Source organism: Marinobacterium sp. xm-m-383, assembly GCF_013283255.1.
Lineage (GTDB): Bacteria > Pseudomonadota > Gammaproteobacteria > Pseudomonadales > Balneatricaceae > Marinobacterium_E.
In genome coordinates this window covers 575211-602201 of record NZ_WBYT01000001.1, presented here as the reverse complement: position 1 = coordinate 602201, position 26991 = coordinate 575211, and the positions used below count along the sequence as shown (strand labels likewise).

Here is a 26991-nt window from a genome sequence, read left to right as displayed (position 1 = left end):
GATGCTTGAACTTAACAAAGTGAATCAGTTTTACGGTGAAAGTCACACCCTTTGGGATCTTGATCTTGCTGTTCAAGAGGGTGAGTGCAGTGTCTTAATGGGGCGCAATGGTGTTGGCAAAACGACTCTGTTGGACTGTGTAATGGGGCACAACAAGATCAAACAGGGTGAGATTCGTTTCATGGGGGAGGATATCTCTAAGCTTAGCGTTGAAAAGCGCCCCTATATTGGTATTGGTTATGTGCCACAGGGTCGTCAAATTTTTCCGTTGATGACCGTTGAAGAGAATCTACAGATTGGATTGCCTGTATTGCCGCGCGGCGCACGCAAAATACCGGACTATATTTTTGATCTATTCCCCGTTTTAAAAGAGATGTTGGCTCGTCGTGGTGGGGATTTGAGTGGTGGACAACAGCAACAGTTAGCCATTGCTCGAGCACTCGTGGTCAATCCTAAATTGTTGATCCTGGATGAGCCTACTGAGGGTATTCAGCCCAATATTGTCCAGCAGATCGGCGATATAATTCGACAATTGAACCAAGAGCTTGGGCTGACCGTTCTGCTCGTTGAGCAGAAGCTCCCTTTTGCTCGCAAAGTCGGAGATGTCTTCACACTGCTAGATCGTGGGCGCAATGTTGCTGCTGGCTCAATGGATCAACTTGATGATACATTGGTTTCAAAGTATCTAACGGTTTAAGGGATATTGTGAACTCACTGACTGGCCGCCAAGGGTGGCATGCTGAACTGACGCTTGGTTATCAACTGCGCGGTGATAAGACGCGCTTGGTGGACTCCAAACGGGAGGGGCCATTGGCAGTACAGCGCGCCTTTTATCCTGAAGGCGAGGTATGCCACACCTACCTGCTACATCCCCCCGGAGGTGTGGTGGCCGGTGATGACCTCAATATCGATTTGCAGGTCTCCAAGGATGCTAAGGTTCTACTGACAACACCAGGGGCGACTAAGTTTTATCGCTCTATCGGCCCTGTTGCGGAGGTCTCTCAGCGCTTAACGGTCGCTGGTGGCGGCTCTTTAGAGTGGATGCCACTGGAGAATATATTCTTCCCAGGCACCCAATCCCATATTGTCACCGAAGTGCATTTAGAGGCGGGCGCTCATTTTATCGGCTGGGAGATCAACTGCTTTGGTCGCCCCTCTAATGAAGAGCGTTTTGAAACCGGGCAGTTAAGTTCAGAGATGCGAATCTATCGTGACGGCGAACCTGTGATGTTCGATCGATTTGCAACCGATGGAGCTTCCCTGATCGACAGTTCGATCGGTTTAAAAGGGGTGTCAGGTTATGCGTCGATGGTCGCGACCGTTGATGATCAGGATCTGTTAGAGCAGGTTCAACAGCTGCTGTCAGATGACCCGCTTTCAGGCGCGACCCTGATGGATGGTCTACTGGTTGTTCGCACCATTTCAGAGCAGAGCCAAGAGGTTATTTTCCTCTTTTCTAGCGTTTGGCGTCTCATTCGACCTCAATCTCTTGGAAAAGAGGCCGCGGCGCCCCGCATTTGGGCAACCTGAACCAAGTTAATTCTTAAACGCACTTAAGTGGTGCGTTTTTTTTGCCAAAAATCCAGCCGGGTTATTCTGATTGTTGTCAATTTTTGGATTTTTCTAGACGATGTCTGCAATTTGTTCGATTTTATTCGCTTTTTAGGCTTTTTATAAAAACTGGTCTCTATTTTGCTAAGTCTAATTTATTAACTCTCATGAACACCGCTTAAGGGAACTATCATGGAACTGACACCCAGAGAGAAAGACAAACTACTGATATTCACCGCAGCGCTGCTCGCTGAACGTCGTAAAGAGCGTGGTTTGAAATTGAACTACCCCGAAGCGGTTGCGCTCATCAGTGCAGCAGTGATGGAAGGGGCACGCGATGGTCGCACGGTTGCTGAATTGATGGACTATGGCCGCACCTTGCTGACTCGTGAAGAGGTTATGGAGGGGGTGCCTGAGATGATCCATGACGTTCAGGTTGAGGCGACCTTCCCTGACGGGACTAAATTGGTCACCGTCCATGAACCGATTGTTTAAGAGGTGGCTTAATGATTCCAGGTGAATACAAAGTTGATGCGGGCAGTATCAATCTCAATGAGGGTCGAGAGACCATCAAAGTCAGCGTCGCGAATACCGGTGATCGTCCGGTTCAGATTGGCTCTCATTACCACTTCTATGAGGTCAATGAAGCCCTCATTTTTGACCGTGAAAAAGCACGGGGTTTTAGACTAAACATTGCCGCGGGAACAGCGGTCCGTTTTGAACCAGGTCAGTCGCGCGAGGTCGAGTTGGTGGCACTGACGGGTGACCGCGTTGTTTATGGGTTTCAAGCCAAAGTCAGTGGCCAATTGGATTAGGAGATCAGAATGTCTGTTATTGATCGCACCGCGTATGCAGAAATGTTTGGTCCAACCACAGGAGACCGTGTTCGCTTAGCGGATACCGAGCTCTGGTTAGAGGTCGAGAAGGATTACACGACCTACGGTGAGGAGGTTAAGTTTGGTGGCGGCAAGGTTATCCGTGATGGTATGGGTCAGAGCCAAGCCTGCCGCGTTGATACACCGGATCTGGTCATTACCAATGCATTGATTCTTGATCATTGGGGGATAGTAAAAGCCGATGTTGCCGTTCGCGATGGTCGTATCTTTGCGATCGGCAAAGCCGGTAATCCTGACATCCAACCTAATGTTGATATTGTCGTTGGTCCCAGTACAGAAGTGATTGCCGGTGAGGGCAGTATTCTAACGGCTGGCGGGATTGATGCTCACATTCACTTTATCTGTCCGCAGCAGGTCGATGAAGCGCTCTGCTCAGGCGTCACCACAATGATCGGGGGTGGAACAGGCCCAGCCACCGGTACTAATGCAACCACCTGTACACCGGGTGCATGGAACATTGCTCGAATGCTGGAGGCAGTAGACTCCTTACCAATGAACTTCGGTTTTTTAGGTAAGGGTAACGCCAGTCTTCCCGAGCCGTTAATCGAGCAGGTTGAAGCGGGTGCCATCGGGCTTAAATTGCATGAAGATTGGGGCACTACGCCCGCTTCGATCGATAACTGCCTGAGCGTTGCAGAGAAGTACGATGTTCAGGTAGCGATTCATACTGACACATTAAATGAATCAGGCTTTGTCGAAGCGACTCTGGATGCGATCGGTGACCGTGTGATTCACACCTACCACACAGAGGGAGCGGGTGGTGGTCATGCACCGGATATCATCAAGGCTGCAGGGCTTAAAAATGTGCTGCCTTCGTCGACCAATCCAACACGCCCATACACCATTAATACGGTGGATGAGCACCTCGACATGCTGATGGTTTGTCACCATTTAGATCCCAGTATTGCTGAAGATGTCGCCTTTGCAGAGTCACGTATTCGTCGTGAAACCATTGCTGCAGAGGATATCCTTCACGATCTGGGCGCTTTTTCGATGATCTCATCAGATTCACAAGCGATGGGTCGAGTTGGGGAAGTTGTCATTCGTACCTGGCAGACTGCGCATAAGATGAAAGTGCAGAGAGGCCCTTTAGAAGCGGACTCTGAGCGCAACGATAACCATCGTTTGAAACGCTACATTGCTAAATACACCATTAACCCGGCCATCGCCCACGGGATTTCACACGTAGTGGGGTCAATTGAGGTCGGCAAACTGGCCGATTTGGTGTTATGGAAACCGGCTTTCTTTGGCACTAAACCCAGTCTGGTGTTGAAGGCGGGTATGATCGCGACGGCCCCTATGGGCGATCCTAATGCATCCATTCCAACGCCTCAGCCTGTTCACTATCGTCCAATGTTTGCCAGCATTGGTAAAGCGGCTCAAAGCACGTCAATGACCTTCCTATCTCAAGCAGCTGTCGCTGCTGGAGTGGCTGAAGAGCTTGGTCTGCAGTCGATGATCGGCGTTGTAAAAGGGTGTAGAACCGCCACCAAAGATCAGATGGTTCATAACGATTGGCAGCCCGATATTCAGGTGGATCCTCAAACCTATGAGGTCACTGCAGATGGCATGACGTTAACCTGTGAACCGGCCGAAATATTGCCGATGGCGCAGCGCTATTTCCTATTTTAAGTAAGACAGTAACGAGATGATTAAACTGAATAAAAAGCTGGAGTCCCATTCAGTTGAAACCGATCTGACGCTTGAGTTGACCATTGATCAGCGCATACGCAGCCGTCTGAGAGTAACGCTCTCTAATGGTACAGAGGCCGGTTTGGATCTACCACGCGGGGAGATACTTCGTGGGGGCGAACAGTTAACGAATGATGACGGGGTGGTTGTGACAGTGCAGGCCGCGGCTGAACCTCTGTCAGTGGTTAGAACCAGTGACCCACTTCTAAAATCACGTATCTGTTATCACCTAGGTAACCGACACGTGCCACTTGAGATCAATGATGAGTATGTTAGCTACCAACATGACCATGTGTTGGACGACATGGTGGTTGGATTGGGTGGTGTAGTGACCTGTGAGTCACTGCCGTTTGAACCTGAGGCTGGCGCCTATGGTGGTTCTAGTCACGGACACTCGCACAGCCATTCACACAGTCATTCAGATGATCATGAACATTCACATTAATTCTTTATAGATTAGGTATTTAACAGGAATATAAAACAATGAACATTAAATTATTGTCGCTTCTTATGATCGCCCCAACTGCGGCCTTTGCTCATACGGGTGATCACTCTAATTTGGCTTCAGCTTTGGGGCATGCCTTCTCCTCAGTTGAGCATGCTGCACTCTCTTTGGCCGTTGTTGGCTCCATCGCAGCAACACTGGCCCTAGCGACCCGTATTAAAACCAAAGCACAGGCGCAACGTGCTAAGTGATCTTCGTCTTTTTCAGCTGATCAGTCCGTCACTGCCGGTCGGTGCATTCACCTACTCGCAAGGGTTGGAGTTGGCGGTTGAAGCGGGCTGGGTAGACTCTCAAGAGCGATTTGAAGCCTGGTTAACAGAACAGTTAAATCACTCCCTAACGACACTTGAGCTACCGATGCTGGATCGAATGCTTAACGCCTTATATGAAGCCGATGCACAGGCATTTAACCAACTGACAAAAGAGTTGATCGCTTGGCGCGAAACCAAAGAGCTCCGTCTTGAAGAGAAGCAGCGTGGGGCGGCGTTAGCGCGCTTGCTTCCCCAGTTGGATGTAAACCTAGAAGGTCTCTTGTTGGAGGCCTGCCAGCGAACACAATTAGCAGGGATCGCGATTGCCGCGCATCAATGGCAAATCCCTCGCGATAAACTGTTTGCTGGTTACCTGTGGAGCTGGCTAGAGAATGCCGTTATGGCTGGCGTTAAGCTGATTCCGCTCGGTCAGACACAAGGCCAGCAGACGCTGCAACGAATGGCCTCTTCATTAGAGCAGTCAGTTGAACATTCCAAAGGGGTATTAAACCCCAGTAGCGTGACGCCAGCATTAGCGATTGCAAGCAGTCGACACGAAACACAATACACACGATTATTTAGATCTTAGGAGCAGTCATGAGTGACTATAAATCCCCACTTCGAATTGGCGTAGGTGGTCCAGTAGGTTCCGGTAAAACAGCACTACTCGAGGCGTTGTGTAAAGCGATGCGGGATCACTACAACCTTGCCGTTGTGACCAACGATATCTACACCCAAGAGGATGCAAAGATTTTGACTCGCGCTGAAGCGCTAGAGCCTGATCGCATCATTGGTGTGGAAACGGGTGGTTGCCCGCATACCGCTATTCGTGAAGATGCCTCAATGAATCTAGCGGCAGTTGAAGAGCTGGCTAAACGACATAAAACGCTGGATCTTGTCTTTGTTGAGTCTGGTGGTGATAACCTCAGTGCAACCTTCAGTCCAGAGTTGGCGGATCTTACGATCTACGTCATCGATGTGGCAGAGGGCGAAAAGATTCCTCGTAAAGGTGGACCGGGAATCACTAAATCGGATCTGTTGGTGATCAACAAAATCGATTTGGCACCTTACGTCGGTGCAGATCTATCGGTAATGGAGTCGGATACCAATCGAATGCGCCCCGAGAAACCTTGGGTCTTTACCAATCTAAAAGAGGGAAAAGGGCTGCAAGATATCATCGACTTCATCGTGCATCAGGGGATGTTGGATAGTTAATTGAAGCAGCGGATGACAGGCTGAAGGCCAGTCACCCTAACCAGTGCATCGCGGCCTTTATAAGACCGCTCCAACGGTTCGTTCGCCGAGTTGGTGTTGGCGCCTTATCGAAGATGAGGCGATGGCCACCAGCTCGGTAGCATCGCCTGTATCTCACGCGATGCAAATCGAGGATCAATCAGCGTCAGCGTTCCTCGATCCTCAGCCGTGCGTATTAAACGCCCACAAGCTTGAATTACCTTTTGCAAACCTGGGTAAAGGTAGGTGTACTCATATCCCTTTCCGAAACGCTCATCAAAACTGTTTCGCATCAGATCATGAAACTCATCAAAGGGCGGTAGCCCCAAGGTGGCAACCGTTACGCCAATCAGTCGATCTCCTGGAAGATCGACCCCTTCCGAAAAAAGACCACCCAGTACAGCCAAACCCAGTTTTCGACTCGTTGGTGAAAAAGCATCTAAAAAGTCCTGTCGCTCGGCATTGGACATGGCCTGCCTTTGCGGATGCAGATCAATATCTGGGTCCATCTCAGCAACAGCCTTTTCAATCTCGTTTAGATAACTAAAGCTGGAGGAGAAGAAGAGGTGGTTGCCTGGATTTTGGTGATACAGCTCCACCAGTAACTCTGCGATAGGTTGTATCGAACGCGCTCTGAATTGATAACGAGTATCGATATCTCTGCGAAGGGTTAATCGGATCTGGTCAGGTTCAAAGGGTGAAGGCAGCGACCCTGATACGGGTTCATTTAGACCAAGCAGTTGTTGGTAGTAGTCAAACGGCTTTAGCGTGGCAGAGAACATCGTCAAGCTGTGAAGAGATTGCCAGCGCTCAACTAGGAATAGCGATGGATCCATATTGAGTATGGCTAACTCGCCTCTGCCTCTACGGCGTTTCTCTACTCGGGCAATGGAGTGCTCGCCAAACTGTTCAGCCAACTTTAAATAGGCCGAAGAGGCAAAGAGTAGATTTTGCAGCTCCATGCTTGATGGGTCCATGGCCAGCTCTTCACCGATGACTGAGCAGAGTTTCTGCAGTGCATTCTCTAATGTCTCTGGTAGGTAGTTAATAAATTCTTGTTCACCTGTTCGATCACTAAACAGCTGTTGCCACGCGCGTTGCACAGAATCCAAGGCGCGTTGTAAATCCTGATTGTTAGTATCAAAACGATAATCAATCTGGCGAAGTTCCAGCGAGTAGAGGTCGCGACAGCGGCTGATCAAATTGTGAGACTCATCCACCAGTGCCGAGACCTTTCGCTCATCTTGAACAAGGTAGCCATACAAAATAGCACTAGATGCCAGAAATTGATTGATATCAGCCACCACAATATCCGCCCAGCGCGCCAGTTCTTGCCCTAAAAAGTAGGGGCAGAGAGAGTGCTGCTTGGCGAGCCTTTGCAGAGCGGTCTGATCAAAGGTCTGTAGTTGTTTTGTAAACGCTTCATCACGAGCAGCCGGTAGGCGATCAAAAAAGCCTTTTGCCAGTGGGCAGCTATCGCCCTGGCAGAGTTTGTCAGGTTCGATGCAGCCCGCCTCTTTTGAGGTCATCTCAATGAGCGTGAGTGGAATGGGTGAGTCGCTTTGAATTAACTCAAAGGCATCCAGTGCCACTCTACGGGCTGTATTTCGGGTTGTCAGATAGTAGAGGCTGTCCAACGACTCGGTCTGAAGCGCCTTAATCGCTGGAAACAGGGTGCCCAAGGTTTTTCCTGAGCCAGTGGGTGCCTCTATAAGTAGTTGTTTAGCTCTGTTGTTCGCTTTGTAGACGGCTTCAGCCAGCTCCCGTTGCCCTTTTCTGAAATGGGGAAAAGGGAAAGCGAGCGACGCAATATGGCTTTGCCGAGCCGCTCGGTGTTGATCGAGAGTGCTCTGCCAGGTTTGATAGTGAGTCACTCGTTGTTTGAGCTCTTCGATCAGCTCTGCAGCATTCACAGTAAAGTCGAAGTGTGTAACTTCGTCGGAAGCGATCTCCAAGTAGCTCAATCTTAGATGGATCTCATGCAGTGATTCACTCATGCATAGCATGGCACCATAGCTTCGAAGTTGTGCCATATGAAGCTGTCGCTGTCCCGTTGACTGGCGTTCAAGATCCCCTCGGTGTGTCTTTATCTCTTCAACACGATTCTGGTTAGGGTCCCAACCATCGGCTCTGCCTTTTAGCTGGAAATCTTCGATATCCACTGCCAGGGGGAACTCTGGGATATAGCTCTTGGGACGACGCATTTGCAGTCGTTTATGCCCCTGTATTCCCTCCAGCGCTGTAGGGGCCGGCGTATATCTTAGATCTATATCACCAGATCGATCACAAAACTCACATAAAGTGCGAACGGAGAGGGCTCTCATTCGGGGTGGCTCCACTCGATCCAGTAGACGGAGCAGGGGATGTCATGACGAACAAAAAAATCGAGCCAGAGTTTTTGGTTGTCTTGAATGCGATCGCCTGGCCCCTTCACTTCGATCAGTTCATAACTCTCGTCGTCACTGTTAAATCGAATCAGATCAGGAAGACCGCTACGATGCGTTCTAATATCCATCAAAAGTCGTTCAAAAATCCTTTTTAAATGATCTGCAGGGATAAAATTTAATGCCCGCTCAACAAGTTCCTCTGTCAGTACAGACCAATGGATGAAGCTGTTTGTTATACCCTGTTTCTCTCTAAATCGTTGCCGAATGGTTTCACGATACTGGCCCGTTTCTATTTGAGTCATCGCCTCAGTGATGAGAGGGTAGCGTCTCTCTTTGAAGTGACTTCGGTAGAGGTCAGCTGGGCGGGATTGGAAGGGGTTAAAAAAAGCGCCAGGAACCGGGGCATAGATCACATCCCAGAAGAGCAAGCCAAAGAGTCCATTGATTAAGTGGTTTTCGACGTAATGGCTGTGCGAGTTTTCGCTCGTTAAGTGCTCTGCAACCTGTCGTTCAACGGATACCCCCTCTATTTGATCCAGGGTTAATCTCTGTTGAGGCGGGGCTAGGAGTGTAGACGCACTGTATTCAACGCCCAGTTTTTTACTGCTACGTTTTAACAGACGCTGGTAGGCAAGTTGAGTTAGCGGGGTAGGGTTGTCCTTTTGTAATAGCCGTGTCCGCTCATGACACTCTTCCAGTTTCCCTAAGCGCTCTAACAGGCGGAGTTCGCGTATGTGAGCATCTTGAATACTCAGTTGCTGATAGACCCTTAGCGCCTGTGTTTGTTCCTCGCGCTCCAACTCTCTCGCCAATAGATAGAGGACGCGATCTTTGCGACCTGCCAGCCAACTGCTTATCGGTTCGATTCTTTGGGTGGCTAGGACTCTCTCTTCAATCGATAAGAGACTATCGCCGGTCAACAGATGCTCTAATTCGATGTATTGATCAAGGTCCTCTCTGCGATGAAACGCTCGACTCTCTAGGCTAAGTTCAACGGGCTCATATTTGAAGTAACCTAGCTCCGTAACGACAAATTCACTCCAGCTTTGATGCAGGTTGCCAAAAAACATCAACTTGAGACGCTCAAACAGCGGATCACACAAAAGATGGAGAGTATCACCAAGCACAGGTAGATGCTGGTGAAGGGGAAGGGGGGCAGTGCTACTCCTTTGCAGTGAGTCATACAGGGTCTGTTTTGAACTGCTTTTACTCAATGGCTTTGAGCTCAGTTGGTTGTGAAGCATCAACAACTCTTGCCGATTAAGCAGTTTGAAACACTCTTGAACGGATAGCGGTTGGTTGAGTGCTATCAGTTTGGCACTGACTAATGAATCAATTAGCGCTTCAGTTGGCTCTATGATCTCTTGGTAGTGATCGATGTGGCGCATCAAAAATTGAGATTGGCTGCGCATCACCATTCTTATTAACAGTGCCTTCGCTGGCTCGCTCAATGACTGAAATTGAGACAGTCTATCTAACTCTTCTTCTGTAAGAAGATCCTGATAAACCTTAACGACCCAGCCGATTAGTGTCTGTGCATTTTGTAGGTAATAGAGAGGGTTGGTTAACTCGGCTGAAGTGATTGAATGGGTCATCTTAATGAGCTTATCTCTAAACCGAAAAGGCTACAAAGTAGAAAGAAAAAAACCAAAACATTGGTTTCATTATGCCAGAAATGGACTGCTCTTAAATGAGGACAAATCCCTTTTCTATCGGAAGTTATAAATGCAGTTCTCTCTTGGTAGCAATCTATTCATCAATGTCTTTTTACGATTATTAATTGTTCTGTTAGTTCCAATAGGGCTATACAGTTACACGATTATTGAGACTGAGACAGCGCGTTACGACAGTGAACGTCAAGTTACTGATGACCTGCTTGAATCCGTTGGGGTCGTTATCCAAGAGGATCTTGATTTTCTATCACAAGATTTAGAGACGTTGATCAACTCCAAAGAGATCATAGAGTACACCAATAACCCCAGCGAAGAGGCTAGACAAGGTGTTGAAAACTACTTCGCGCTTCTTTCAACGGTCAGTCGACGTTACGATCAGGTTCGAATCCTCTCAAATCTTGGGTATGAAACCGTTCGAGTGAACTACTCTTCAGGCGAGGCTGTCATCACTCCCACTGAACTTCTGCAAGACAAATCCAACCGTTACTATTTTTTCGAAGCGTTAAACCTAGGTCCGAATGAGAGTTATGCATCATAGCTTGACTTGAATGTTGAGAATGGTCAGATAGAACAGCCCCATAAACCGATGATTCGTTTAAGTCACAAACTGATAAACGATGCCGGCGATCTGGTGGGTGTATTAATACTGAACTATCTAGCTGAGAACATTCTGCATGAGATGGATGTGGCAGCAACGCTCCCAGGGAATATTGAGTTGGTTGATGATGAGGGCTACTGGATCTTTGATGAGACAGGTCAATTTAATTGGAGTCGCCAACTCGGGGGGCAAAGCAGTTTTGCCGATACTCACCAGGCGATCTGGTACTCACTCAAAGCCACTAACGATAACCAGGTCAATAAAATAGAGGAAGCCTCGGTGTTAAGGCTTCAATACCCACGTTCTATCGGAAGTCTGGTCGTTGAATCACCCCGATCACTTTATCTTATCTCCGAGTTTGAGCCCCTCAACCTTCCGAAGCTGGTACAAAAGGAGTTGCTTCAACCCATTCCCATTGGCGTTGGACTAACCCTGGCGTTATTGAGCCTGTTATGGAGCCGCGCGGCCGTTAACGAGTTGATTGCAGAAAATACTTTAAAAAAAGAGTCTGCGATACGTGAAAAAATCATCAGTAATTCACTGATTCCGACCATTTTGATCACCGATAAAGGACTGATTGTTGAGTTTAACCAGGCGGCCGAGAAGCTCTTTGGATATACACACTCAGAGGTGCTCAATCAAAACGTCAAAATGCTGATGCCGGATCCTATGAGGTCACATCACGATGGCTATTTAGACAGCTATAAAAGAACCGGCGTTAAACATGTAGTCGAAAGCTCGCGAAAAAGTTTTGCACTGACGAAAGAGGGGCAAACCTTCCCAGTCGAAATTGCCGTGACTCAGATCTGGATTGGTGAGAAACCCTATTTTGTCGGTAACCTGCGTGATTTGACGGCTGAGTATAAACTGGAAAGCCAAGCTCAAGCCTATCGAGAAGAGCTAGAGCAAGCAGTAGAACAGCGCACAATGGAATTGGCTGCAACGAACGAAGAGCTGATCAGTCGTTCGCAAGAGGCGGAAAGGCTCGCCGCGGTTAAGAGTGAATTTTTAACCAATATGAGTCATGAGATTCGCACACCTCTGAACTCAATCATTGCCATGTCACAGATGTTACAGCGCAAAGGCAGTGAGTTAGATGCTGAACACATTGGTGCTCGATTAATGGCCGCAGGACAATCCCTACTTGCGGTGATTAATGACATTTTGGACTACTCAAAACTGGGTGTTCATAAACTGGATTTATCGCCCAGTACTTTTGATTTAGAAAAATTGGTTAACAACCTATCGGCGATCATGCACAGCGCTGCACTGAATAAACCGCAGGTTGAGTTGGTGATTAACAATGCCACCCATCTGGAAAATCAGGTAGTGGGTGATGAAGTGCGCATTCAACAGGTCTTAGTGAATCTTATCGGCAATGCGATTAAGTTTACTGAGTCGGGTTACGTCAAATTAGAGATCATTACACTCAGTAAAACGGCTGATTCTGTTGAGCTGCTTTTCTCGGTCAAAGACAGTGGAATAGGCATCGCCGAAGAGAATTTAAATCTGATATTTGAAGCCTTCGAACAGGGCGAAGCAAGCACCCATTCAAAATTTGGGGGGAGTGGTTTAGGACTCTCAATCAGTCAATCACTCCTTAACTTGATGGGATCTACACTTAAAGTTGAGAGTCAGCAGGGTAAGGGCAGTACTTTCTCATTTGTTCTAACCATGCCTTTGGGGGATGCGTCCGTTAGACACCAGAGCCGCTCACTGGATGTATTAATCGCAGACGATCATGAGGTAGCGCGTGAAGCGATTCGATCCATTGTCGACTCGATTGGCTGGCGCTCTGAAGTGGTCAATGGTGGTGCTATGGTCATTGATAAAGTGATCAAGGAATCAGAAATTAAAGACATTATTCTGTTAGATTGGGATATGCCTGATGTGGATGGATTAACGGTTGCGAAGCAGTTGAAAACTCATTTGCCTAGCGATAAAACGCCAATCATCGTCATGGTGACCGCTTACGGAATGGATCAAGTTAAAAGCTCATCTGACAGTCAATACGTGGATCTAATTCTTGAAAAACCGATCACAGCATCAGATCTATACGATGCCTATCAAAAAACGATTCAATACAAAAATGATGCGGCCCACTCCTTGCAAGACATACGACTGTTGGTAGTAGACGATAATGAATTTAACCGCGAGGTGGCGGTTCTATCGTTTGAATCAGAAGGGGCGACTGTTATTACCCTAAATGATGGGCAAGAGGCGGTAAATTGGCTGAAGAGTCATGCAACTGAGGTCGATCTTATCTTAATGGATGTGCAGATGCCCATCATGGATGGTTATCAAGCAACAGAGATGATACGCAAAGAGTTGAAACTGGATATTCCAATTGTGGCTTTGACTGCGGGCGCTTTTGAACAGCATAAGCAGGCCGCTCTGGATTCTGGAATGAACGACTTTATCGCTAAACCTTTTGATATCGATAGGTCGATCGAAGTCATTAAAAAATGGGTGTCAAATGTAACTATGGTCGATGAGCTTTCGATAGAGGATTTAGAGCTTCGTCTAAAAAATCACGCGACTCAAGACCGTAATGATGTGCTCCAGCAAAGTACTGATAATGCAGGCCTTAGACAAGAGACTGCAAACATCTCTACAGAACAATCAAAGGATGCTGAAGAGTTTGATTCCGAATTTTTCAATCGAGAGCAGGCACTCTCATACTGGAAAACAGAGTCCAAACTGAAGAGCTATTTGGTTAGGTTTAAATCGGAATATCAATCGGTTGATGAACAGCTAAAAACACTGGACCCTGTTGCAGCTGAACAGTTAGCACACAAGTTAAAAGGGGCGTCAGCGGTGTTGGGTTTACCAGCAATCAGTCACAAGGCCAAAGCGTTGATGGATGTCTACAACTCTCCAATTCTTGGAGATGTTGATCTATTAATCGATGAACTTAAGACGATACTCGATGAAACTTGGCGTTTCATCGATCAGTATACCGAGTAACTCTCAACCCATTCCTAAGGTACAATCGTCGGTACGAATTAAACGATCCGGTGGCGATTGTGCCTTAGTTACAGGGATGAAATCTTGGAAAAACTCAAATTAGAACCGACCAAGCACACACTATTTGAAGATCTGCAAGCCATAGTGACGGGTACCCTTGCTGTAGCCATGGGTGTTCTTTTTCTTAAAGAGGCGGGCTTATTAACAGGGGGAACCACGGGGTTAGCGATCTTAATTCACTACTCAACCGGTTTTAATTTTGGGTTGACCCTGTTCCTGACGAACTTGCCATTTTACTTGTTGGCTATCGCTCAGATGGGGTGGGCTTTCACCTTAAAAACCATGCTCTCTGTTGCACTGGTCTCCTTACTGACAGAACTGATTCCAAACTGGTTGGTCATAGAGGGAATCGATCCTCTATTTGCCAGTATCGGTGGCGGCCTCCTAATTGGAATTGGCCTTCTGATAGTCTTCAGACACCAAGCCAGCTTGGGTGGATTGAATGTTCTCGTGCTCTTCATTCAAGAACGCTACGGTATACGTGCTGGTAAATTACAGATGGTGCTGGATTCACTGATAGTAATTGCAGGTTTGTGGTTAGTCACCCCCTGGCTTTTGGCGATCTCTGTACTCGGTGCCATCGTATTGAATTTCGTCCTGACCACCAATCATAAACCGGGCCGCTATACTGGTTTCTAGGAGTCATAATGAATCGCCGTTGTCCTGTCTGCCAAACGTCCCTTAGAGGACCTGAGTACTCACGAAAGCGCCAATCCTACCTAACAGCATTTGACTGTCCATCCTGTGAAACGCCGCTTAAGCTGGCCAATGATGTTTACTTATGGGTGTTGCTAGCCTTTCAAGTTCTGCCAATCTCCATTTTGTCAGAACAGCTCACTGAAACTCGCTTAGCAGATACTCTCATGACCGGCTCAGGTCTTTTGACTCTAATCGGAGTGATAGGTGTCGTTGTTCGGTTTCGTTACGTGAAAGCCTAATATCATAGGGTATTGATAGCCGCATCCGCGACTCTTTTTATTTTTATTACGTAATTTATTTAATTTTTTCTTGTTAGATAGATGCTTCCACTCTAAAATGTAATTAAATTACATATAAGAACGCCTTTAGGTGCAGAGGAGTGGGAAGTGGTACATCCTAAGTTAGCTGAAGTTACTGAACGTATAGTTGAAAGAAGCCGTGCTTCACGTGCTGACTACGTCGCTCGTATGGAAGCCGCAAAAAGCTCTAAAGTAACTCGCTCTACACTCGCTTGTGGCAACCTTGCTCATGGCTTTGCCGCCTGTGGTGAGCAAGATAAAAACACCCTAAAGATGATGGAGAGTGCCAACGTCGGCATTATCTCTGCTTACAACGACATGGTTTCGGCGCATCAGCCTTTCCAGCACTTTCCTGAACTGATTAAACAAGCGGTCAATGGCATGGGTGGCGTTGCACAGGTGGCGGGTGCTGTGCCTGCAATGTGTGATGGTGTGACTCAGGGTCAAGATGGCATGGAGTTGAGTCTATTCAGTCGCGATACCATCGCCATGGCTACCGCGGTTGGTCTATCACACAACATGTTTGATGCTGCCCTTTGCTTAGGGGTGTGTGACAAGATTGTACCGGGTCTGTTGATTGGTGCGCTTAGCTTTGGGCATCTTCCTGTTATTTTTGTACCGGCAGGTCCTATGCCGAGTGGTTTGCCTAACAAAGAGAAAGCGCGTATTCGTCAGGAGTATGCAGAGGGTAAGGTAGGTCGAGATGCGTTGTTGCAGTGTGAATCAGACTCTTACCACAGTGCGGGCACCTGTACATTCTATGGTACAGCGAACTCAAACCAGCTATTGATGGAGGCGATGGGTCTTCATCTGCCGGGTTCATCATTCATAAACCCTTACACACCGCTCCGTGACGAGTTGACGAAAGCCGCTGCTGAACAGGTCTGTCGTATTACCTCTTTGGGTTCTGATTACCGTCCGCTCTATCAGGTGATTGATGAGAAGGCGATTGTAAACGGTATTGTGGCACTACTGGCTACCGGTGGATCTACCAACCACACCATGCACATCATTGCGATGGCTCGTGCAGCCGGTGTCATTGTGAACTGGGACGATATGTCTGATCTATCTGATGTAGTGCCTCTATTAACCCGTATCTATCCCAACGGCTCTGCTGATATCAACCACTTCCAAGCGGCCGGTGGCATGTCTCTTCTATTCCGTGAGTTGCTTAGTGCAGGTCTGTTGCACGAGGATGTGCTGACAGTGACGGGTAATGGCCTAAAAGACTACACCCAAGAACCTTTCCTGGAAGAGGGTAAGTTAGTGTGGCGAGCAGGCCCTGAAGCCTCTTTGGATGCAGAGGTTATCTCAACTGCAAAAACGCCGTTCTCCAATAACGGTGGGGTTAAAGTGATGCGCGGTAACCTTGGTCGCTCAGTGATTAAGGTTTCAGCAGTACCTACAGAGAATTACCTGGTTGAGGCGCCTGCTGTGGTGCTTCACGAACAGGATGATCTTAAAGCCCTCTATGAAGCGGGTGAGCTCAATAAAGATTGTGTAGTGGTTGTTCGCTTCCAGGGGCCTGCGGCTATCGGTATGCCTGAACTGCATAAGCTGACGCCCTTCTTAGGATCTCTACAAGACAAAGGGTACAAGGTTGCACTGGTGACAGATGGCCGCATGTCGGGTGCATCTGGCAAGATTCCAGCGGCGATTCACCTAACACCAGAAGCGCTACACGGTGGTGCGATTGCTAAGATCCAAGACGGTGACATGATTCGTCTTGATGCGCATACCGGTGAGCTGACGCTGCTGGTTGATGAGACTGAATTGGCGGCACGTGACTGCGCGACACAGGATTTATCGGCCCACCAGTTCGGTATGGGGCGTGAGATGTTTGCAGGCATGCGTTCTCTAGTATCAGGTGCGGAAGAGGGTGCCTCTATCTTCTTCGGAACTAAACAGTAAAAGGATTTTCGAATAATGAGCATTAACGTCGATGCATTGCTAACGACCTCTCCGGTCATGCCCGTTCTTGTCATTGAACGCGTGGAAGATGCTGTGCCCTTGGCAGAAGCATTAAAAGCGGGTGGTTTAAAGGTTCTTGAAGTGACTTTGCGCACCGATTCAGCGATTGAAGTGATCAAAGAGATTGCTGACAAAGTCGACGATGTCATTGTCGGTGCGGGCACGGTGACTAAACCGGAAGAGTTTCAACAGGTTCAAGAGGCTGGCGGCATGTTTGCCATTAGCCCTGGTGCAACTGATGCTCTGTTTAAGGCGGGCTTGGAATCTGATATGCCCTACCTACCAGCAATCAGCTCGGTTGCCGAGATGATGCGTGGTATGGAATTTGGTTTTGAGGCGTTCAAGTTCTTCCCAGCGGAAGCTGCGGGTGGGCCTAAGATGCTTAAAGCGATTTCGGGTCCATTCCCACAGGTTCGTTTCTGCCCAACGGGTGGCATTAATGAAAACAACTTTACCGATTACTTGAGCCTGCCCAGCGTTAACGTGGTTGGCGGTTCATGGGTAGTACCAACCGATCTGATCGATGCAAAAGATTGGGACGGTATTACCAAACTAGCTTCAGACGCAGTGGCTAAGGCCTCTGCACTGTAGACCTCCTGTTTCCTAAAGGTCGTGGAAACTGAGTGCATCTGCACTCCTTTCGCCGCCCCATCCCGGGCGGCTTTTTTATGTCCAGGACGGACGGTATCCTGCGAGCGCAGGACGCGCAGGAGCAGGGCATGTCCAGGACGGACGGTATCCTGCGGTTCCACGGATGGAAAGGAGCAGGCGTTGGAGCCTTATCGTAGATGAGGCGATCTAAGGTGACAGGCCTTCAGCCTGTCATCCGCGGGTCAACTTTATAGTCTATCTGGAAAACGCGGAAAGAGTGGATGTCAGGCTAAAGCCAGACACCAGTTCCGTTAGCAACTATCTTATGAAGAGCATCGCGGCCTTTGCAAGACCGCTCCAACATTTCGCATTGAGTTGTTGGAGCCTTATCGAAGATGAGTCGATTTTTCGAAAAGCATCGCGGCCTTTGCAATACCGCTCCAACATTTCGCATTGAGTTGTTGGAGCCTTATCGAAGATGAGGCGATTTTCCTCGCGGCCTTTTCAAGACCGCTACAACATTTCGCATTGAGTTGTTGGAGCCTTATCGAAGATGAGGCGATTTTCCACGCGGCCTTTGCAAGACCGCTCCAACATTTCGCATTGAGTTGTTGGAGCCTTATCGAAGATGAGTCGATTTTTCGAAAAGCATCGCGGCCTTTGCAATACCGCTCCTACGCTGTGTGGATACCTTGCCTTAGGGTAAAACTTTCACCCGGTTCGATGCGGACCTTATCCTCCATTGCATTGGCCGCTTCAATACATAAGAAGCCACGGTAGTTTTCGGCGCCTATATCCGCCATATTCTTGGCCGTCTCTTTTCCTGGGTTCCAAACCACTGTGGTACCGCTGTTCTGTTTGTAGATTCGCGTTTCTTGGTTCTTGTCATTCAAGATCAGGCAATTTGAATCGTCAAAATAGACTCTATCCGTTGGCTCTTTTAGATCGACTGAATCTCTATCTTCCGTTGCACGTGCGAAATCTTTTAGCTTATCGGCATACTCCAGACCCCTCAGACCAGCGATACGGGCATTGTCTAGATCAGAGATGGGAAGGTAGGTATGCAGTGCCTGTGTGATCTCTATCGGTTGATTGCCAAGATTGGTAGTAATCAGTTCAACGCTGAGTTTGTCGGTCAGAGTGACCTTTATCGCTAGGCTGCAGTCGTACGGGAATAGGGGATTCGCAACGCTGTTCTCAAGTCCGAGCGTGACAGAGGCAAACTCCTCGTGATCTTGAGCATCAACCAGAGTCCAGATTGACGTGCGCGCAAAGCCGTGTGCCGGTTTACTCTCATCACTTGGGTGTGCACCAAACCAAGGCCAACAGACTGGGATGCCGCCGCGAATCGACTTGCCCGTCTCTAAGTTGGCTTTAGGGCTCATCCAGAGTCGCTCCTCGCCATTGGATTGATAGCTTAGTATGTGCCCCCCTGAAAGGGAGATGATGGCAAGGTCACTCTTGAAGGTCAGTTGAACAGCGTCTAGCTGCTCTTTGAAACGGGTAATATCGATGCTCATATTGGATTACGTATAAAAATTACAAAAAAGTTAACAGTCTGTTAAGTGTATCAGTTTCAAGGAAAATAGTAGGTTTTACTGCTCTAATCACCAAATTGACAGGGGTATAGTGCATTTAAATATAAAATTAGCTCATCACTTTTGTAGATCATTTGCTACAAAATGTACTAAAATTACATAAATTTTTTACATTTACTCTTTCCACCTCCAAAGGAGTGTAGCTCATGAACGATGCAATGCATCAAGCCTGTGATTTTGTTCTGTTCGGTGCCAAGGGTGACCTGGCAATGCGTAAGCTATTTCCTGCGCTATTCCAGCTCGACAAAGCGAAGCTACTGAACCCTGAGTCTAAGATCATCGGCGTTGCACGTGCGGATTGGGACCAGGCTGCCTTTGTTGAAGCGGTGGAAGCGACACTGGTTCGATTTTTAGCGCCTGGTGAGATGAGCTCTGAAGAGTGGCAACGTTTCTCAGCGCGTCTTGATTACGTTCAGGTCGATATGACCTCCGCCGATGATTTCAAGAAGATCAAAGCTAAACTTGATGACAGTCGAATCATGGTTAACTACCTTGCAACACCGCCTGCTGTGTTTGGTGACATCTGTAAAAACCTCAGCAGTGCAGAGTTAATCAATGAGACGACGCGTATCGTATTGGAAAAGCCGATTGGTCACGATTTGGCGAGCTCTAAGGTGATCAACGATACGGTTGCTCAATACTTTAATGAGAACCGTATCTACCGCATTGACCACTACCTAGGTAAAGATACGGTTCAAAACCTTATTGCCCTGCGCTTTGCCAACAACCTGTTTGGTTCACAGTGGAACAACTCGGCAATCGATCACGTTCAGATTACGGTTTCTGAAACCGTTGGTCTTGAAGGGCGTTGGAGTTACTACGATAAAGTGGGGCAGATGCGTGACATGGTTCAAAACCACCTGTTGCAACTTCTCTGCATGGTCGCAATGAACCCGCCGAGCAAGCTGGATGCAGACTCGATTCGCGATGAGAAAGTCAGAATTTTGAAAGCCCTCCACCCAATTAACTCTTCCAATGTCACTAAACGTGCCGTGCGTGGTCAATACACAGCCGGGTCTATCGGTGGTCAAGCGGTGGTTGGCTATGGTGAAGAGGAGGGCAGTGCTGCGACTAAGTCCAACACTGAAACCTTTGTCTCTCTACGAGTCAATGTCGATAACTGGCGTTGGGCCGGCGTACCCTTCTACCTGCGTACCGGTAAACGTATGCCGCAAAAGATGACCGAGATCGTGGTGGTTTATAAAAATAACCCACACTTTATTTTTGATCCTAAGCAGCGTGACATCGTCAACAATCGTCTGGTTATTCGTCTTCAGCCAGATGAGGGGATTCGTCTTCACGTGGTCACTAAACAGCTGGGCATGCACCAAGGCATGGATCTACAAAACCGTGCGCTCAACCTGGACTTCAGCGAAAGTGATCCTAACCAACGAACTCCGGATGCTTACGAGCGTCTGCTTCTAGAATCGATGGTCGGTGATCAGTCACTGTTCGTTCGTCGTGATGAGATTGAAGCCTCTTGGACTTGGTGTGACGAGTTGATTCAGGCATGGAAAGATGTCGGTGACGAAGTGAAACCTTACAACGCCGGTACCTGGGGACCTATTGGTTCAATCGCTCTGATCGAGCGTGATGGTCGTTCTTGGCACGAGTGAGGTTTAATGATGTCCAATATGTTTCAATTTGATACACGAGAGTCACTTGAATGTCGTTTAACGGAAGAGATAGTCGCGCTATTAAAAGCCGGAATTGAAGAGCGTGGCCGTGCGACACTGGTCGTATCGGGTGGTCGGACACCGGCGGCACTATTCCAATCGCTCTCTGTCCAAGAGCTAGATTGGTCTAAGGTTTGGATTACTCTGGCTGATGAGCGTTGGGTTCCCGATACCCATGAAGACAGCAATGCTCTATCTGTAAAAACACACTTGCTACAGAATCGAGCGGCGGCTGCGCATTTTATTCCTCACTTTAATGACGCTGAGTATCCCTGTTCTGGTCAAACCAAGCTAGAAGAGGTTCTGAGTGAACTTCCAAAAGAGTTTGATGCCGTGATTTTAGGCATGGGCGAGGATGGTCATACCGCATCATTCTTTCCCAATGCACCAGAGCTAACGGCAGCGTTAAACCCTTATGGTTTTAAAGCCTGTATGGGTGTGACTCCGCCCGTCGCTCCCCATTTGCGTATGACATTGACCTTGCAAAGGTTGTTGCACGCTAAACGTATCTTTATTCACCTTTGTGGCGATTCAAAACTGCCGGTACTTGAGCAAGCGATGGGTGAGGGCGACACCGAAGAGATGCCTGTGCGCGCTGTTCTACGCCAAAGCAAAACCCCTGTCGATATCTACTGGGCTCCCTAACCCGACAGCATGTTGGAGCGGTCTTGAAAGGCCGCGATGCTCTTTAAAATCGCCTCATCTGCGATAAGGCTCCAACATGCGTTGCTCCTTTCACTGTTGGAGCGGTCTTGTAAAGGCCGCGATGCACTTTGATCCAATCGCCTCATCTACGATAAGGCTCCTACTGTTATAGATTCTCGCGTCCGTGTGGCGCCATCAGATCAAACTCTGGACCGTAGGAGATGATGCCATGCGGATTTATAGTCGGGTGGCTGCGGTAGTAGTGGTGTCTGATATGATCAAGGTCACAGGTCTCTGCTACTCCGAGCTGCTGGTAGATGTCACGCATATAGTTCGATAGTGCCGGGTACTCTGCGATTCGTTTACGGTCACACTTAAAGTGTTGAACATATACTGGGTCAAAGCGAATCAAAGTCGTGAAGAGTCTGATATCAGCCTCGGTTAACTGATGACCCACTAAGTAACGACGAGTGGTTAGCCTCTCTTCCAGTCTGTCCAGATGCTTAAAGAGATTCACCACCGCTTCATCGTAAGCTTCTTGAGTCGTTGCAAAGCCTGCTTTATAGACACCATTGTTAACGGGTTCGTAGATGAACTCATTCCACTGATCAATCTCCGCTTGGAGCGATTCAGGGTAGAGATCCAGATCATTTGCGCCAATCTCGTTAAAACCTGAGTTGAGCATACGAATAATTTCTGAGGACTCATTGCTAACAATGGTCTGATTCTGTTTATCCCAAAGTACTGGAACTGTTACCCGACCGGTGTACTCTGGATCGCACTGGGTATAGATCTGGTGCATAAACTGCTTCTGATTGACACGATCACTGGTTGCAGCTGGAAAGTCTGAATCAAAAGTCCAGCCTTGCTCAAGCATCAAGGGGTGCACCACATCAAATGAGATCTGGTCTTGTAGACCCTTGAGTGCTCTGACGATTAGAGTTCGGTGTGCCCAGGGGCAGGCTAATGAGACATAGAGGTGGTATCGACCCGGTTCAGCTTTAAAACCTGCATCACCCGTTGGGCCTTCGGCACCATCAGGGGTAACCCAGTTTCGATATTGCGCCTCTGTTCGAATAAATTTTCCATTGGATGATTTAGTGTCATACCACTGATCATACCACTGACCGTCGATTAGAAGTCCCATTGAGTGATTGCCTGTTTAATCATTAATCTTATTAAGCACTACGACAAAGAGCTCCAACCTGTTTAATGGTCCGCAAAGAAACTCTTAATTATAAGAAAGATAGATTGATATAAAATGCTCTTCTAGGCAACTAATGGTTGATCCGGCTCTCTAGGCTTATTAAGCTGTCTTTTTTGTTTGGATCTAAGGAGTTACGTGATGAGACGCCCCCTAATTATGGGTAACTGGAAAATGAATGGATCGTTGATGACCAACGAATCTCTATTGACTGGTTTGGCCGATCAGGTCGCTTCTCTAAAAGGTGTTGATATCGCGGTCTGTCCATCCTTCATTTATATTCCTCAAGCACTGGAGTTAACCGCCGACACCGCCATAAAAGTGGGTGCGCAAAACCTAAGTGATCAAGAGAAAGGCGCTTTCACCGGTGAAGTGAGTGGTGAAATGATCCGTGATCTTGGCTGTGCTTATGTACTGACGGGGCACTCTGAGCGTCGCTCTCTCTATGGTGAAACCAGTCAATTGGTGGCAGAAAAAACGCTTAAAGCACTAGAGCTCGGCCTTGTACCGGTTCTCTGTATCGGTGAAACACTGGAAGAGCGTCAATCGGGTCAAATGAATGCTGTATTAGAAGAGCAGGTCAATGCGGTTGTCGATCTATGTGGTGCAGACACTTTTGCACAAATTGTGATTGCCTATGAGCCAGTCTGGGCGATTGGTACCGGCGAAACTGCGACACCACAACAAGCTCAGGATGCTCATGCCTTTGTTCGCAGTTTGATAGCCAAACACAACACTGATATCGCTGATCGCGTGACCATTCTTTACGGTGGTAGCATGAACGACAAAAATGCTGCAGAGCTACTTGCTATGGCTGACGTTGACGGTGGATTGGTCGGTGGTGCATCCCTTAAAGCTGACAGCTTCGCGACGATCTGTCGAGCCGCTGCAAACTGATCACATAAACCCTTATCAGGGTCTGGCCTTCAGCCTGACCCTCACTCCATGGGAAATCGCCTCATCTACGATAAGGCCCCAACCACTCAATCCAATGGGTTCCTAAATGATTAAACCACTCCTCGCTATTTTAACCTTAGCAATAACATCTCTGGTTCAAGCTGATGAGTTACAGGTCATAGAGGTGGCTCCAAATACCTATTCTATTGTGGGGCCGCTGACCGATCGATCTCCCGAAAATTTCGGAAACAATGCCACCTTTGGTTTTGTAGTCTCTGACCAGGGGGTTCTGTTGATTGACTCAGGTGGTAGCTGGAGAGGGGCTGAGAAAATCGAAGCTACGATCAAAACAGTCACCGATCAACCGGTCATTAAAGTGATTAATACCGGTGGCCAAGATCACCGCTGGTTTGGCAACGACTATTTTGCGCAACAGGGCGCTGAATTGATCAGTAGCACTGCGACCCAAACCGATCAGAGGGCTCGTGAAGCTCAGCAGGTCATGCGAATTACTAACTTGATTGGTGACGCCTATCAAGGCACAAAACCTGTCTACGCCAATACGCTTTTAGACTCAGAGAGTACCCTCACACTGGGTGATCGATCGGTTCAGTTTATTCCGGTCGGTCATACTCATACTCCGGGTGAAAACTTTGTCTGGTTACCTGAAGTATCCGCTCTCTATACAGGCGATACGGTGTTTGTTGATCGGATGCTTGGTGTGGCCTCCCAATCACAACATCTAACCTGGATAGAGGCGTTTGAGGTGATTGAGTTGTTAAATCCTAAGGTGATTGTTCCGGGCCATGGAGCACCAACAACCTTGGAAAAAGCTAAGGCTGATACCCTTGATTACCTCAGGTTTCTGCGTGAACAAGTGGGTGAGTTGATTGAAGAGGGTGGTGATATGCAGAGTGTGTCATCCATTGACCAGAGTGCATTCAGTTATTTGAACGTCTACGAAGAGATCCACGGGCGCAATGCACAGCGTGTCTTTGAAGAGATGGAGTGGGAGTGACGCTTTAAAACTCCCATTTCAAATTCAGTAGTGTGGTTAAATCGCCCTGTTCGGTGTTCACCCCTTGAGTATTCGATAGTGCTTGAGCGACAGATAAGTCGAATTGAAGTGACTCATGGACTCTATAGCTGGAGGCGACGCCCCAATCATAAGCAGATATTCGGTTATGGGACTCCAATGGGCTACCATTGATGTCGGTATTGTTGCTGCGTCTCTCCAGTTTTGCCCAGTCGATAAAACCACCAAATCGCCATTGATCGTTCAGCCGTTTAATAATATCTACACGAACCAGCGCGCCTTGATCGACAATCAACTCGTCAGCACTGAAACCCCGAAGTCCCTGAGACCCGCCTGCAATTAATCGTTGACTGTCATCTAAGTTGTTAGGGCTCATTTGGCCTTGTAAATGGGTCAATACTTGCCAGTTATCGGCTAACCGTTTTCGATAGGTTAAGAATCCACTGAATGTTTTGAATGCACCCGCAGTATTAGCATTTGCTAGGTCATGACCGCGGTTGGGTGAGCCCTCAAGGTCAGTGTTACCCAAGGTGGTTTGAAGTCGATACGTGAGCCTATCTTTGTGTAAGGCGCGGTTTCCATCGAGCGTCAGTCTCAATGTGTTTACTTCGTAATCGCTGTCTGTCAGTGAAGAGTTGTTGATTATTGAGCTCTCCTCAAGCAAGCGTTGTTCTGCGATGCCTGATAGGAATAGATTGCTGCCAAGGGTTCTAATCAGTGGGTGACGAACGCCTAAAGAGTAGGAGATTGATTGATGTCGTTTGCTGTCTGTATCGGCCGAAAGCCTTCCTGCTTGCAGGTCTAACGTCGTTCCTCGAAGCCCAATGGGCCCTCTATAAGCCATACTAAGAAATTGAGACTGGGTACTATTAATGGCGTTCAGGTAGCCAGCACCACCCCGTTGAAATGGGCTAGATAGCATCGATGTTAAAACGGCTTGCTCTTCACCCGTTCCATTCAGACCCTGGTTGTTTAGATCAATGGATCCAGAGAATCTGTCACTGTTTTCTATCCAGAGTTCTAGCTCCTGATCCCCGTCATCGTTTGCTTGCAGTCCGCCTGATACGCTGATGCCATGCATATCTATGGTCAGTAACTGCTGACGCTCTCGTTCAGAGAGTATCAGCGGTGCCCCTTCAGACCCTGGAAGAGAGGCGACTGCTTCGACACGCTCAAGTGAGACATTAAAATGATCTTCAAAACCATGATCTAGTATTGCCCCGACAAAATTTGACTCGTGTATCTCAAAAACAATCGTTCCGTTTTTAGCATCCTGTGGAGGGATGCGCGCCATAGCCGCAATGTCATGTTGACGATAGGTGTCGGTGATCAGATCCGTCAGCTCAAGCAGTTGCTTAGGGGTGAACGCTCTCTCCTCAAAGGGCGAGAATGCTTGATGCAGATACTTGATATCGATGCTGCTTACGCCGGTAAACTCAAACCCTTTGACGTACAAGCTGGGATCACCTGAGGTAGCATCTGGCAACTTAAAACGACGACGATCTACCTCACCGACAGAGGGTAGGTAGATGGTTGGAAATTGACTCTGAAATTGATTCAACATGACACCGGTGGTGACATCGGCGAATAATGCTTGCGAAGATAAAGAGCAACTTAGTCCCAGTGTGATAAGAGGTATCAGTGAGTGATAACGCGGTTGTCTAATCTGAAATGGAAACATCAAATAGCCTCTCCGCATTTTCGTAAGCAATTTTTTTAGCCACCTCTGAAGGCAGTGTACTTAACCAATCTCGTGTATCCAGAGTGTAAAGCGGCATCTTCTGCCACTGATCCAGGTTGAATGTATCAGCTCCTAAGGTGAATCGATTAGGGTTAGCCAGTAGAGCCTTTTCCCACTCAGGGTTGAAGCCTCCCCAGGTAACAATCTCTGGTCTAAAGGATAGATCAGCCCAGAGGTTTGGGTATTGATCAAATAGTCCAGCCAGATCACTAGGGGCTTCAAACCCAGCGTGTGCCCAGAGTACCTTAGCCTCGGGCCACTGCAGAAAGATCTGTTGCATCGCCTGACGATCGCCATGCAGGTGCAACACTAAGTTGTACTCTTTGGCTAAAGCCACTAACCGTTTTGACACGGGTGTCTGCATCTCATCGCCAAATGCATGAAACTCACCAATGGCGAAGTAATGGTTCTGTTTGAGCTGTGTCTCTAAATATTCAGTGACCGACTCATCATGCATCCAGGTTCTTAATTCACCACTTTTTCGAAAGGGGCGAAGTGCTGGCAGCACAAGATCAGGCGCCAAGCTCTTTAATCGTTGAGTGTTGTCATCACCGCTGCTTGAAACAAGGGCCTTCTGGATATCGTACTGACGAAGAAGAGAGACGACTCTCCGATCATCAAATTCATCCTGTGTTTTATCGTTGTGGTGAACGTGCGTATCGAAAATAGGAATATTAGAAGCCCAGCTAGTTAGGCTTAAAGTCATCAGTAAGGGTGCAAAGAGAGATTTCATTTCAGCATTTACGTCGATAGTTGTTAGCCAGATTGTTCTATTAAAAAATCAATCCGCATGTGAAAACTTGGCATCGAATTTGCTTATA

Annotated in this window: 25 protein-coding genes; 19 read left to right on the top strand and 6 right to left on the bottom strand. The window is 47.9% G+C overall.

The annotated features are described in order from the left end of the window. Nucleotide 1: 1 nt before the first annotated feature. From urtE to ureG, 9 genes are all read left to right on the top strand, one after another. Nucleotides 2–697: an urea ABC transporter ATP-binding subunit UrtE gene (gene urtE, locus XMM383_RS02835; RefSeq protein WP_173484043.1), complete on the top strand. Its 696-nt coding sequence runs from the start codon at nt 2–4 to the stop codon at nt 695–697. An 8-nt stretch (nt 698–705) separates the two neighbouring features. Next, a complete protein-coding gene (locus tag XMM383_RS02830; RefSeq protein ID WP_173484042.1) occupies nt 706–1530 on the top strand; it encodes an urease accessory protein UreD in 825 nt (274 codons plus the stop codon). A gap of 213 nt (nt 1531–1743) precedes the next feature. Further along, complete coding sequence (gene ureA / locus XMM383_RS02825; protein WP_173484041.1) at nt 1744–2046, top strand: urease subunit gamma; 303 nt, start codon at nt 1744–1746, stop codon at nt 2044–2046. Between the two features lie 11 nt (nt 2047–2057). After that, on the top strand, nt 2058–2366 hold the full coding sequence (locus tag XMM383_RS02820; protein WP_173484040.1) for an urease subunit beta: 309 nt from the start codon (nt 2058–2060) through the stop codon (nt 2364–2366). A 9-nt stretch (nt 2367–2375) separates the two neighbouring features. Continuing rightward, nucleotides 2376–4079 (top strand): urease subunit alpha, encoded by a 1704-nt coding sequence (ureC, locus tag XMM383_RS02815; protein WP_173483651.1) that lies wholly within the window; start codon nt 2376–2378, stop codon nt 4077–4079. A gap of 16 nt (nt 4080–4095) precedes the next feature. After that, nucleotides 4096–4584 (top strand): urease accessory protein UreE, encoded by a 489-nt coding sequence (gene ureE / locus XMM383_RS02810; protein ID WP_173484039.1) that lies wholly within the window; start codon nt 4096–4098, stop codon nt 4582–4584. Nucleotides 4585–4622: 38 nt separating this feature from the next. Continuing rightward, complete coding sequence (locus XMM383_RS02805; RefSeq protein WP_173484038.1) at nt 4623–4835, top strand: hypothetical protein; 213 nt, start codon at nt 4623–4625, stop codon at nt 4833–4835. Continuing rightward, nucleotides 4825–5484 carry an urease accessory UreF family protein gene (locus XMM383_RS02800; protein ID WP_173484037.1) on the top strand — a complete coding sequence of 220 codons (660 nt, stop codon included), beginning with the start codon at nt 4825–4827 and terminating at the stop codon, nt 5482–5484. Before XMM383_RS02805 ends, XMM383_RS02800 begins: the two co-directional genes overlap by 11 nt. Nucleotides 5485–5492: 8 nt before the next feature. Further along, the gene (ureG, locus tag XMM383_RS02795) at nt 5493–6110 is read left to right on the top strand and encodes an urease accessory protein UreG (RefSeq protein WP_173483655.1); all 618 of its coding nucleotides are present in this window, start codon (nt 5493–5495) and stop codon (nt 6108–6110) included. Nucleotides 6111–6214: 104 nt separating this feature from the next. Here the strand turns inward: ureG and XMM383_RS02790 are convergent, their stop codons facing one another. Both XMM383_RS02790 and XMM383_RS02785 read right to left on the bottom strand, forming a co-directional pair. Beyond that, nucleotides 6215–8452 (bottom strand): ATP-dependent DNA helicase, encoded by a 2238-nt coding sequence (locus tag XMM383_RS02790; protein WP_173494490.1) that lies wholly within the window; start codon nt 8450–8452, stop codon nt 6215–6217. Beyond that, nucleotides 8449–10110 (bottom strand): VRR-NUC domain-containing protein, encoded by a 1662-nt coding sequence (locus tag XMM383_RS02785; RefSeq protein ID WP_173484035.1) that lies wholly within the window; start codon nt 10108–10110, stop codon nt 8449–8451. Before XMM383_RS02785 ends, XMM383_RS02790 begins: the two co-directional genes overlap by 4 nt. Nucleotides 10111–10240: 130 nt before the next feature. Between XMM383_RS02785 and XMM383_RS02780 the strand changes: the two genes are divergently transcribed. The 6 genes from XMM383_RS02780 to XMM383_RS02755 all read left to right on the top strand — a co-directional run bounded on the left by XMM383_RS02780 (nt 10241) and on the right by XMM383_RS02755 (nt 17373). Continuing rightward, nucleotides 10241–10726, top strand: coding sequence for a hypothetical protein (locus XMM383_RS02780; protein ID WP_173494489.1), 486 nt, complete (start codon nt 10241–10243; stop codon nt 10724–10726). Between the two features lie 6 nt (nt 10727–10732). Continuing rightward, nucleotides 10733–13753, top strand: a complete 3021-nt coding sequence (locus XMM383_RS02775; protein ID WP_173494488.1) for a response regulator — start codon at nt 10733–10735, stop codon at nt 13751–13753. Nucleotides 13754–13837: 84 nt separating this feature from the next. Next, a complete protein-coding gene (locus XMM383_RS02770) occupies nt 13838–14452 on the top strand; it encodes a YitT family protein (RefSeq protein ID WP_217363564.1) in 615 nt (204 codons plus the stop codon). An 8-nt stretch (nt 14453–14460) separates the two neighbouring features. Next, nucleotides 14461–14751: a hypothetical protein gene (locus tag XMM383_RS02765; RefSeq protein ID WP_173481073.1), complete on the top strand. Its 291-nt coding sequence runs from the start codon at nt 14461–14463 to the stop codon at nt 14749–14751. A 147-nt stretch (nt 14752–14898) separates the two neighbouring features. Beyond that, nucleotides 14899–16722 carry a phosphogluconate dehydratase gene (gene edd / locus XMM383_RS02760; protein WP_173494487.1) on the top strand — a complete coding sequence of 608 codons (1824 nt, stop codon included), beginning with the start codon at nt 14899–14901 and terminating at the stop codon, nt 16720–16722. A 15-nt stretch (nt 16723–16737) separates the two neighbouring features. Then, the gene (locus XMM383_RS02755) at nt 16738–17373 is read left to right on the top strand and encodes a bifunctional 4-hydroxy-2-oxoglutarate aldolase/2-dehydro-3-deoxy-phosphogluconate aldolase (protein WP_173481071.1); all 636 of its coding nucleotides are present in this window, start codon (nt 16738–16740) and stop codon (nt 17371–17373) included. A 674-nt stretch (nt 17374–18047) separates the two neighbouring features. Here the strand turns inward: XMM383_RS02755 and XMM383_RS02750 are convergent. Beyond that, nucleotides 18048–18893, bottom strand: coding sequence for a D-hexose-6-phosphate mutarotase (locus XMM383_RS02750; RefSeq protein WP_173494486.1), 846 nt, complete (start codon nt 18891–18893; stop codon nt 18048–18050). Between the two features lie 224 nt (nt 18894–19117). Here XMM383_RS02750 and zwf point away from each other — a divergent pair, with 224 nt between their 5' ends. Together zwf and pgl are read left to right on the top strand one after the other, a co-directional pair. Further along, complete coding sequence (zwf, locus tag XMM383_RS02745) at nt 19118–20587, top strand: glucose-6-phosphate dehydrogenase (RefSeq protein ID WP_173484032.1); 1470 nt, start codon at nt 19118–19120, stop codon at nt 20585–20587. Between the two features lie 18 nt (nt 20588–20605). Further along, on the top strand, nt 20606–21292 hold the full coding sequence (gene pgl / locus XMM383_RS02740) for a 6-phosphogluconolactonase (RefSeq protein ID WP_217362056.1): 687 nt from the start codon (nt 20606–20608) through the stop codon (nt 21290–21292). A gap of 166 nt (nt 21293–21458) precedes the next feature. On the opposite strand, the gene XMM383_RS02735 is transcribed toward pgl, so the two are convergent. Then, nucleotides 21459–22439, bottom strand: coding sequence for a glutathione S-transferase family protein (locus XMM383_RS02735; protein ID WP_173494485.1), 981 nt, complete (start codon nt 22437–22439; stop codon nt 21459–21461). Nucleotides 22440–22637: 198 nt separating this feature from the next. On the opposite strand from XMM383_RS02735, the gene tpiA reads away from it, so the two are divergent. Both tpiA and XMM383_RS02725 read left to right on the top strand, forming a co-directional pair. Next, a complete protein-coding gene (gene tpiA, locus XMM383_RS02730) occupies nt 22638–23393 on the top strand; it encodes a triose-phosphate isomerase (protein WP_173481066.1) in 756 nt (251 codons plus the stop codon). A gap of 106 nt (nt 23394–23499) precedes the next feature. Continuing rightward, a complete protein-coding gene (locus XMM383_RS02725) occupies nt 23500–24411 on the top strand; it encodes an MBL fold metallo-hydrolase (protein ID WP_173484031.1) in 912 nt (303 codons plus the stop codon). A gap of 4 nt (nt 24412–24415) precedes the next feature. Here the strand turns inward: XMM383_RS02725 and XMM383_RS02720 are convergent, their stop codons facing one another. After that, complete coding sequence (locus tag XMM383_RS02720; RefSeq protein ID WP_173494484.1) at nt 24416–26110, bottom strand: ShlB/FhaC/HecB family hemolysin secretion/activation protein; 1695 nt, start codon at nt 26108–26110, stop codon at nt 24416–24418. Further along, on the bottom strand, nt 26091–26903 hold the full coding sequence (locus tag XMM383_RS02715; RefSeq protein ID WP_173498570.1) for an amidohydrolase family protein: 813 nt from the start codon (nt 26901–26903) through the stop codon (nt 26091–26093). The genes XMM383_RS02720 and XMM383_RS02715 overlap by 20 nt, the downstream gene beginning before the upstream one ends. Between the last annotated feature and the right edge of the window lie 88 nt (nt 26904–26991).

Coding starts and splice junctions, on each gene's coding strand:
- urtE (WP_173484043.1), top strand. CDS start 2: ATGCTTGAACTTAACAAAGTGAATCAGTTTTACGGTGAAAGTCACACC.
- ureA (WP_173484041.1), top strand. CDS start 1,744: ATGGAACTGACACCCAGAGAGAAAGACAAACTACTGATATTCACCGCA.
- XMM383_RS02820 (WP_173484040.1), top strand. CDS start 2,058: ATGATTCCAGGTGAATACAAAGTTGATGCGGGCAGTATCAATCTCAAT.
- ureC (WP_173483651.1), top strand. CDS start 2,376: ATGTCTGTTATTGATCGCACCGCGTATGCAGAAATGTTTGGTCCAACC.
- ureE (WP_173484039.1), top strand. CDS start 4,096: ATGATTAAACTGAATAAAAAGCTGGAGTCCCATTCAGTTGAAACCGAT.
- XMM383_RS02805 (WP_173484038.1), top strand. CDS start 4,623: ATGAACATTAAATTATTGTCGCTTCTTATGATCGCCCCAACTGCGGCC.
- ureG (WP_173483655.1), top strand. CDS start 5,493: ATGAGTGACTATAAATCCCCACTTCGAATTGGCGTAGGTGGTCCAGTA.
- XMM383_RS02790 (WP_173494490.1), bottom strand. CDS start 8,452: ATGAGAGCCCTCTCCGTTCGCACTTTATGTGAGTTTTGTGATCGATCT.
- XMM383_RS02785 (WP_173484035.1), bottom strand. CDS start 10,110: ATGACCCATTCAATCACTTCAGCCGAGTTAACCAACCCTCTCTATTAC.
- XMM383_RS02780 (WP_173494489.1), top strand. CDS start 10,241: ATGCAGTTCTCTCTTGGTAGCAATCTATTCATCAATGTCTTTTTACGA.
- XMM383_RS02765 (WP_173481073.1), top strand. CDS start 14,461: ATGAATCGCCGTTGTCCTGTCTGCCAAACGTCCCTTAGAGGACCTGAG.
- XMM383_RS02755 (WP_173481071.1), top strand. CDS start 16,738: ATGAGCATTAACGTCGATGCATTGCTAACGACCTCTCCGGTCATGCCC.
- XMM383_RS02750 (WP_173494486.1), bottom strand. CDS start 18,893: ATGAGCATCGATATTACCCGTTTCAAAGAGCAGCTAGACGCTGTTCAA.
- zwf (WP_173484032.1), top strand. CDS start 19,118: ATGAACGATGCAATGCATCAAGCCTGTGATTTTGTTCTGTTCGGTGCC.
- pgl (WP_217362056.1), top strand. CDS start 20,606: ATGTTTCAATTTGATACACGAGAGTCACTTGAATGTCGTTTAACGGAA.
- XMM383_RS02735 (WP_173494485.1), bottom strand. CDS start 22,439: ATGGGACTTCTAATCGACGGTCAGTGGTATGATCAGTGGTATGACACT.
- tpiA (WP_173481066.1), top strand. CDS start 22,638: ATGAGACGCCCCCTAATTATGGGTAACTGGAAAATGAATGGATCGTTG.
- XMM383_RS02725 (WP_173484031.1), top strand. CDS start 23,500: ATGATTAAACCACTCCTCGCTATTTTAACCTTAGCAATAACATCTCTG.
- XMM383_RS02720 (WP_173494484.1), bottom strand. CDS start 26,110: ATGTTTCCATTTCAGATTAGACAACCGCGTTATCACTCACTGATACCT.
- XMM383_RS02715 (WP_173498570.1), bottom strand. CDS start 26,903: ATGAAATCTCTCTTTGCACCCTTACTGATGACTTTAAGCCTAACTAGC.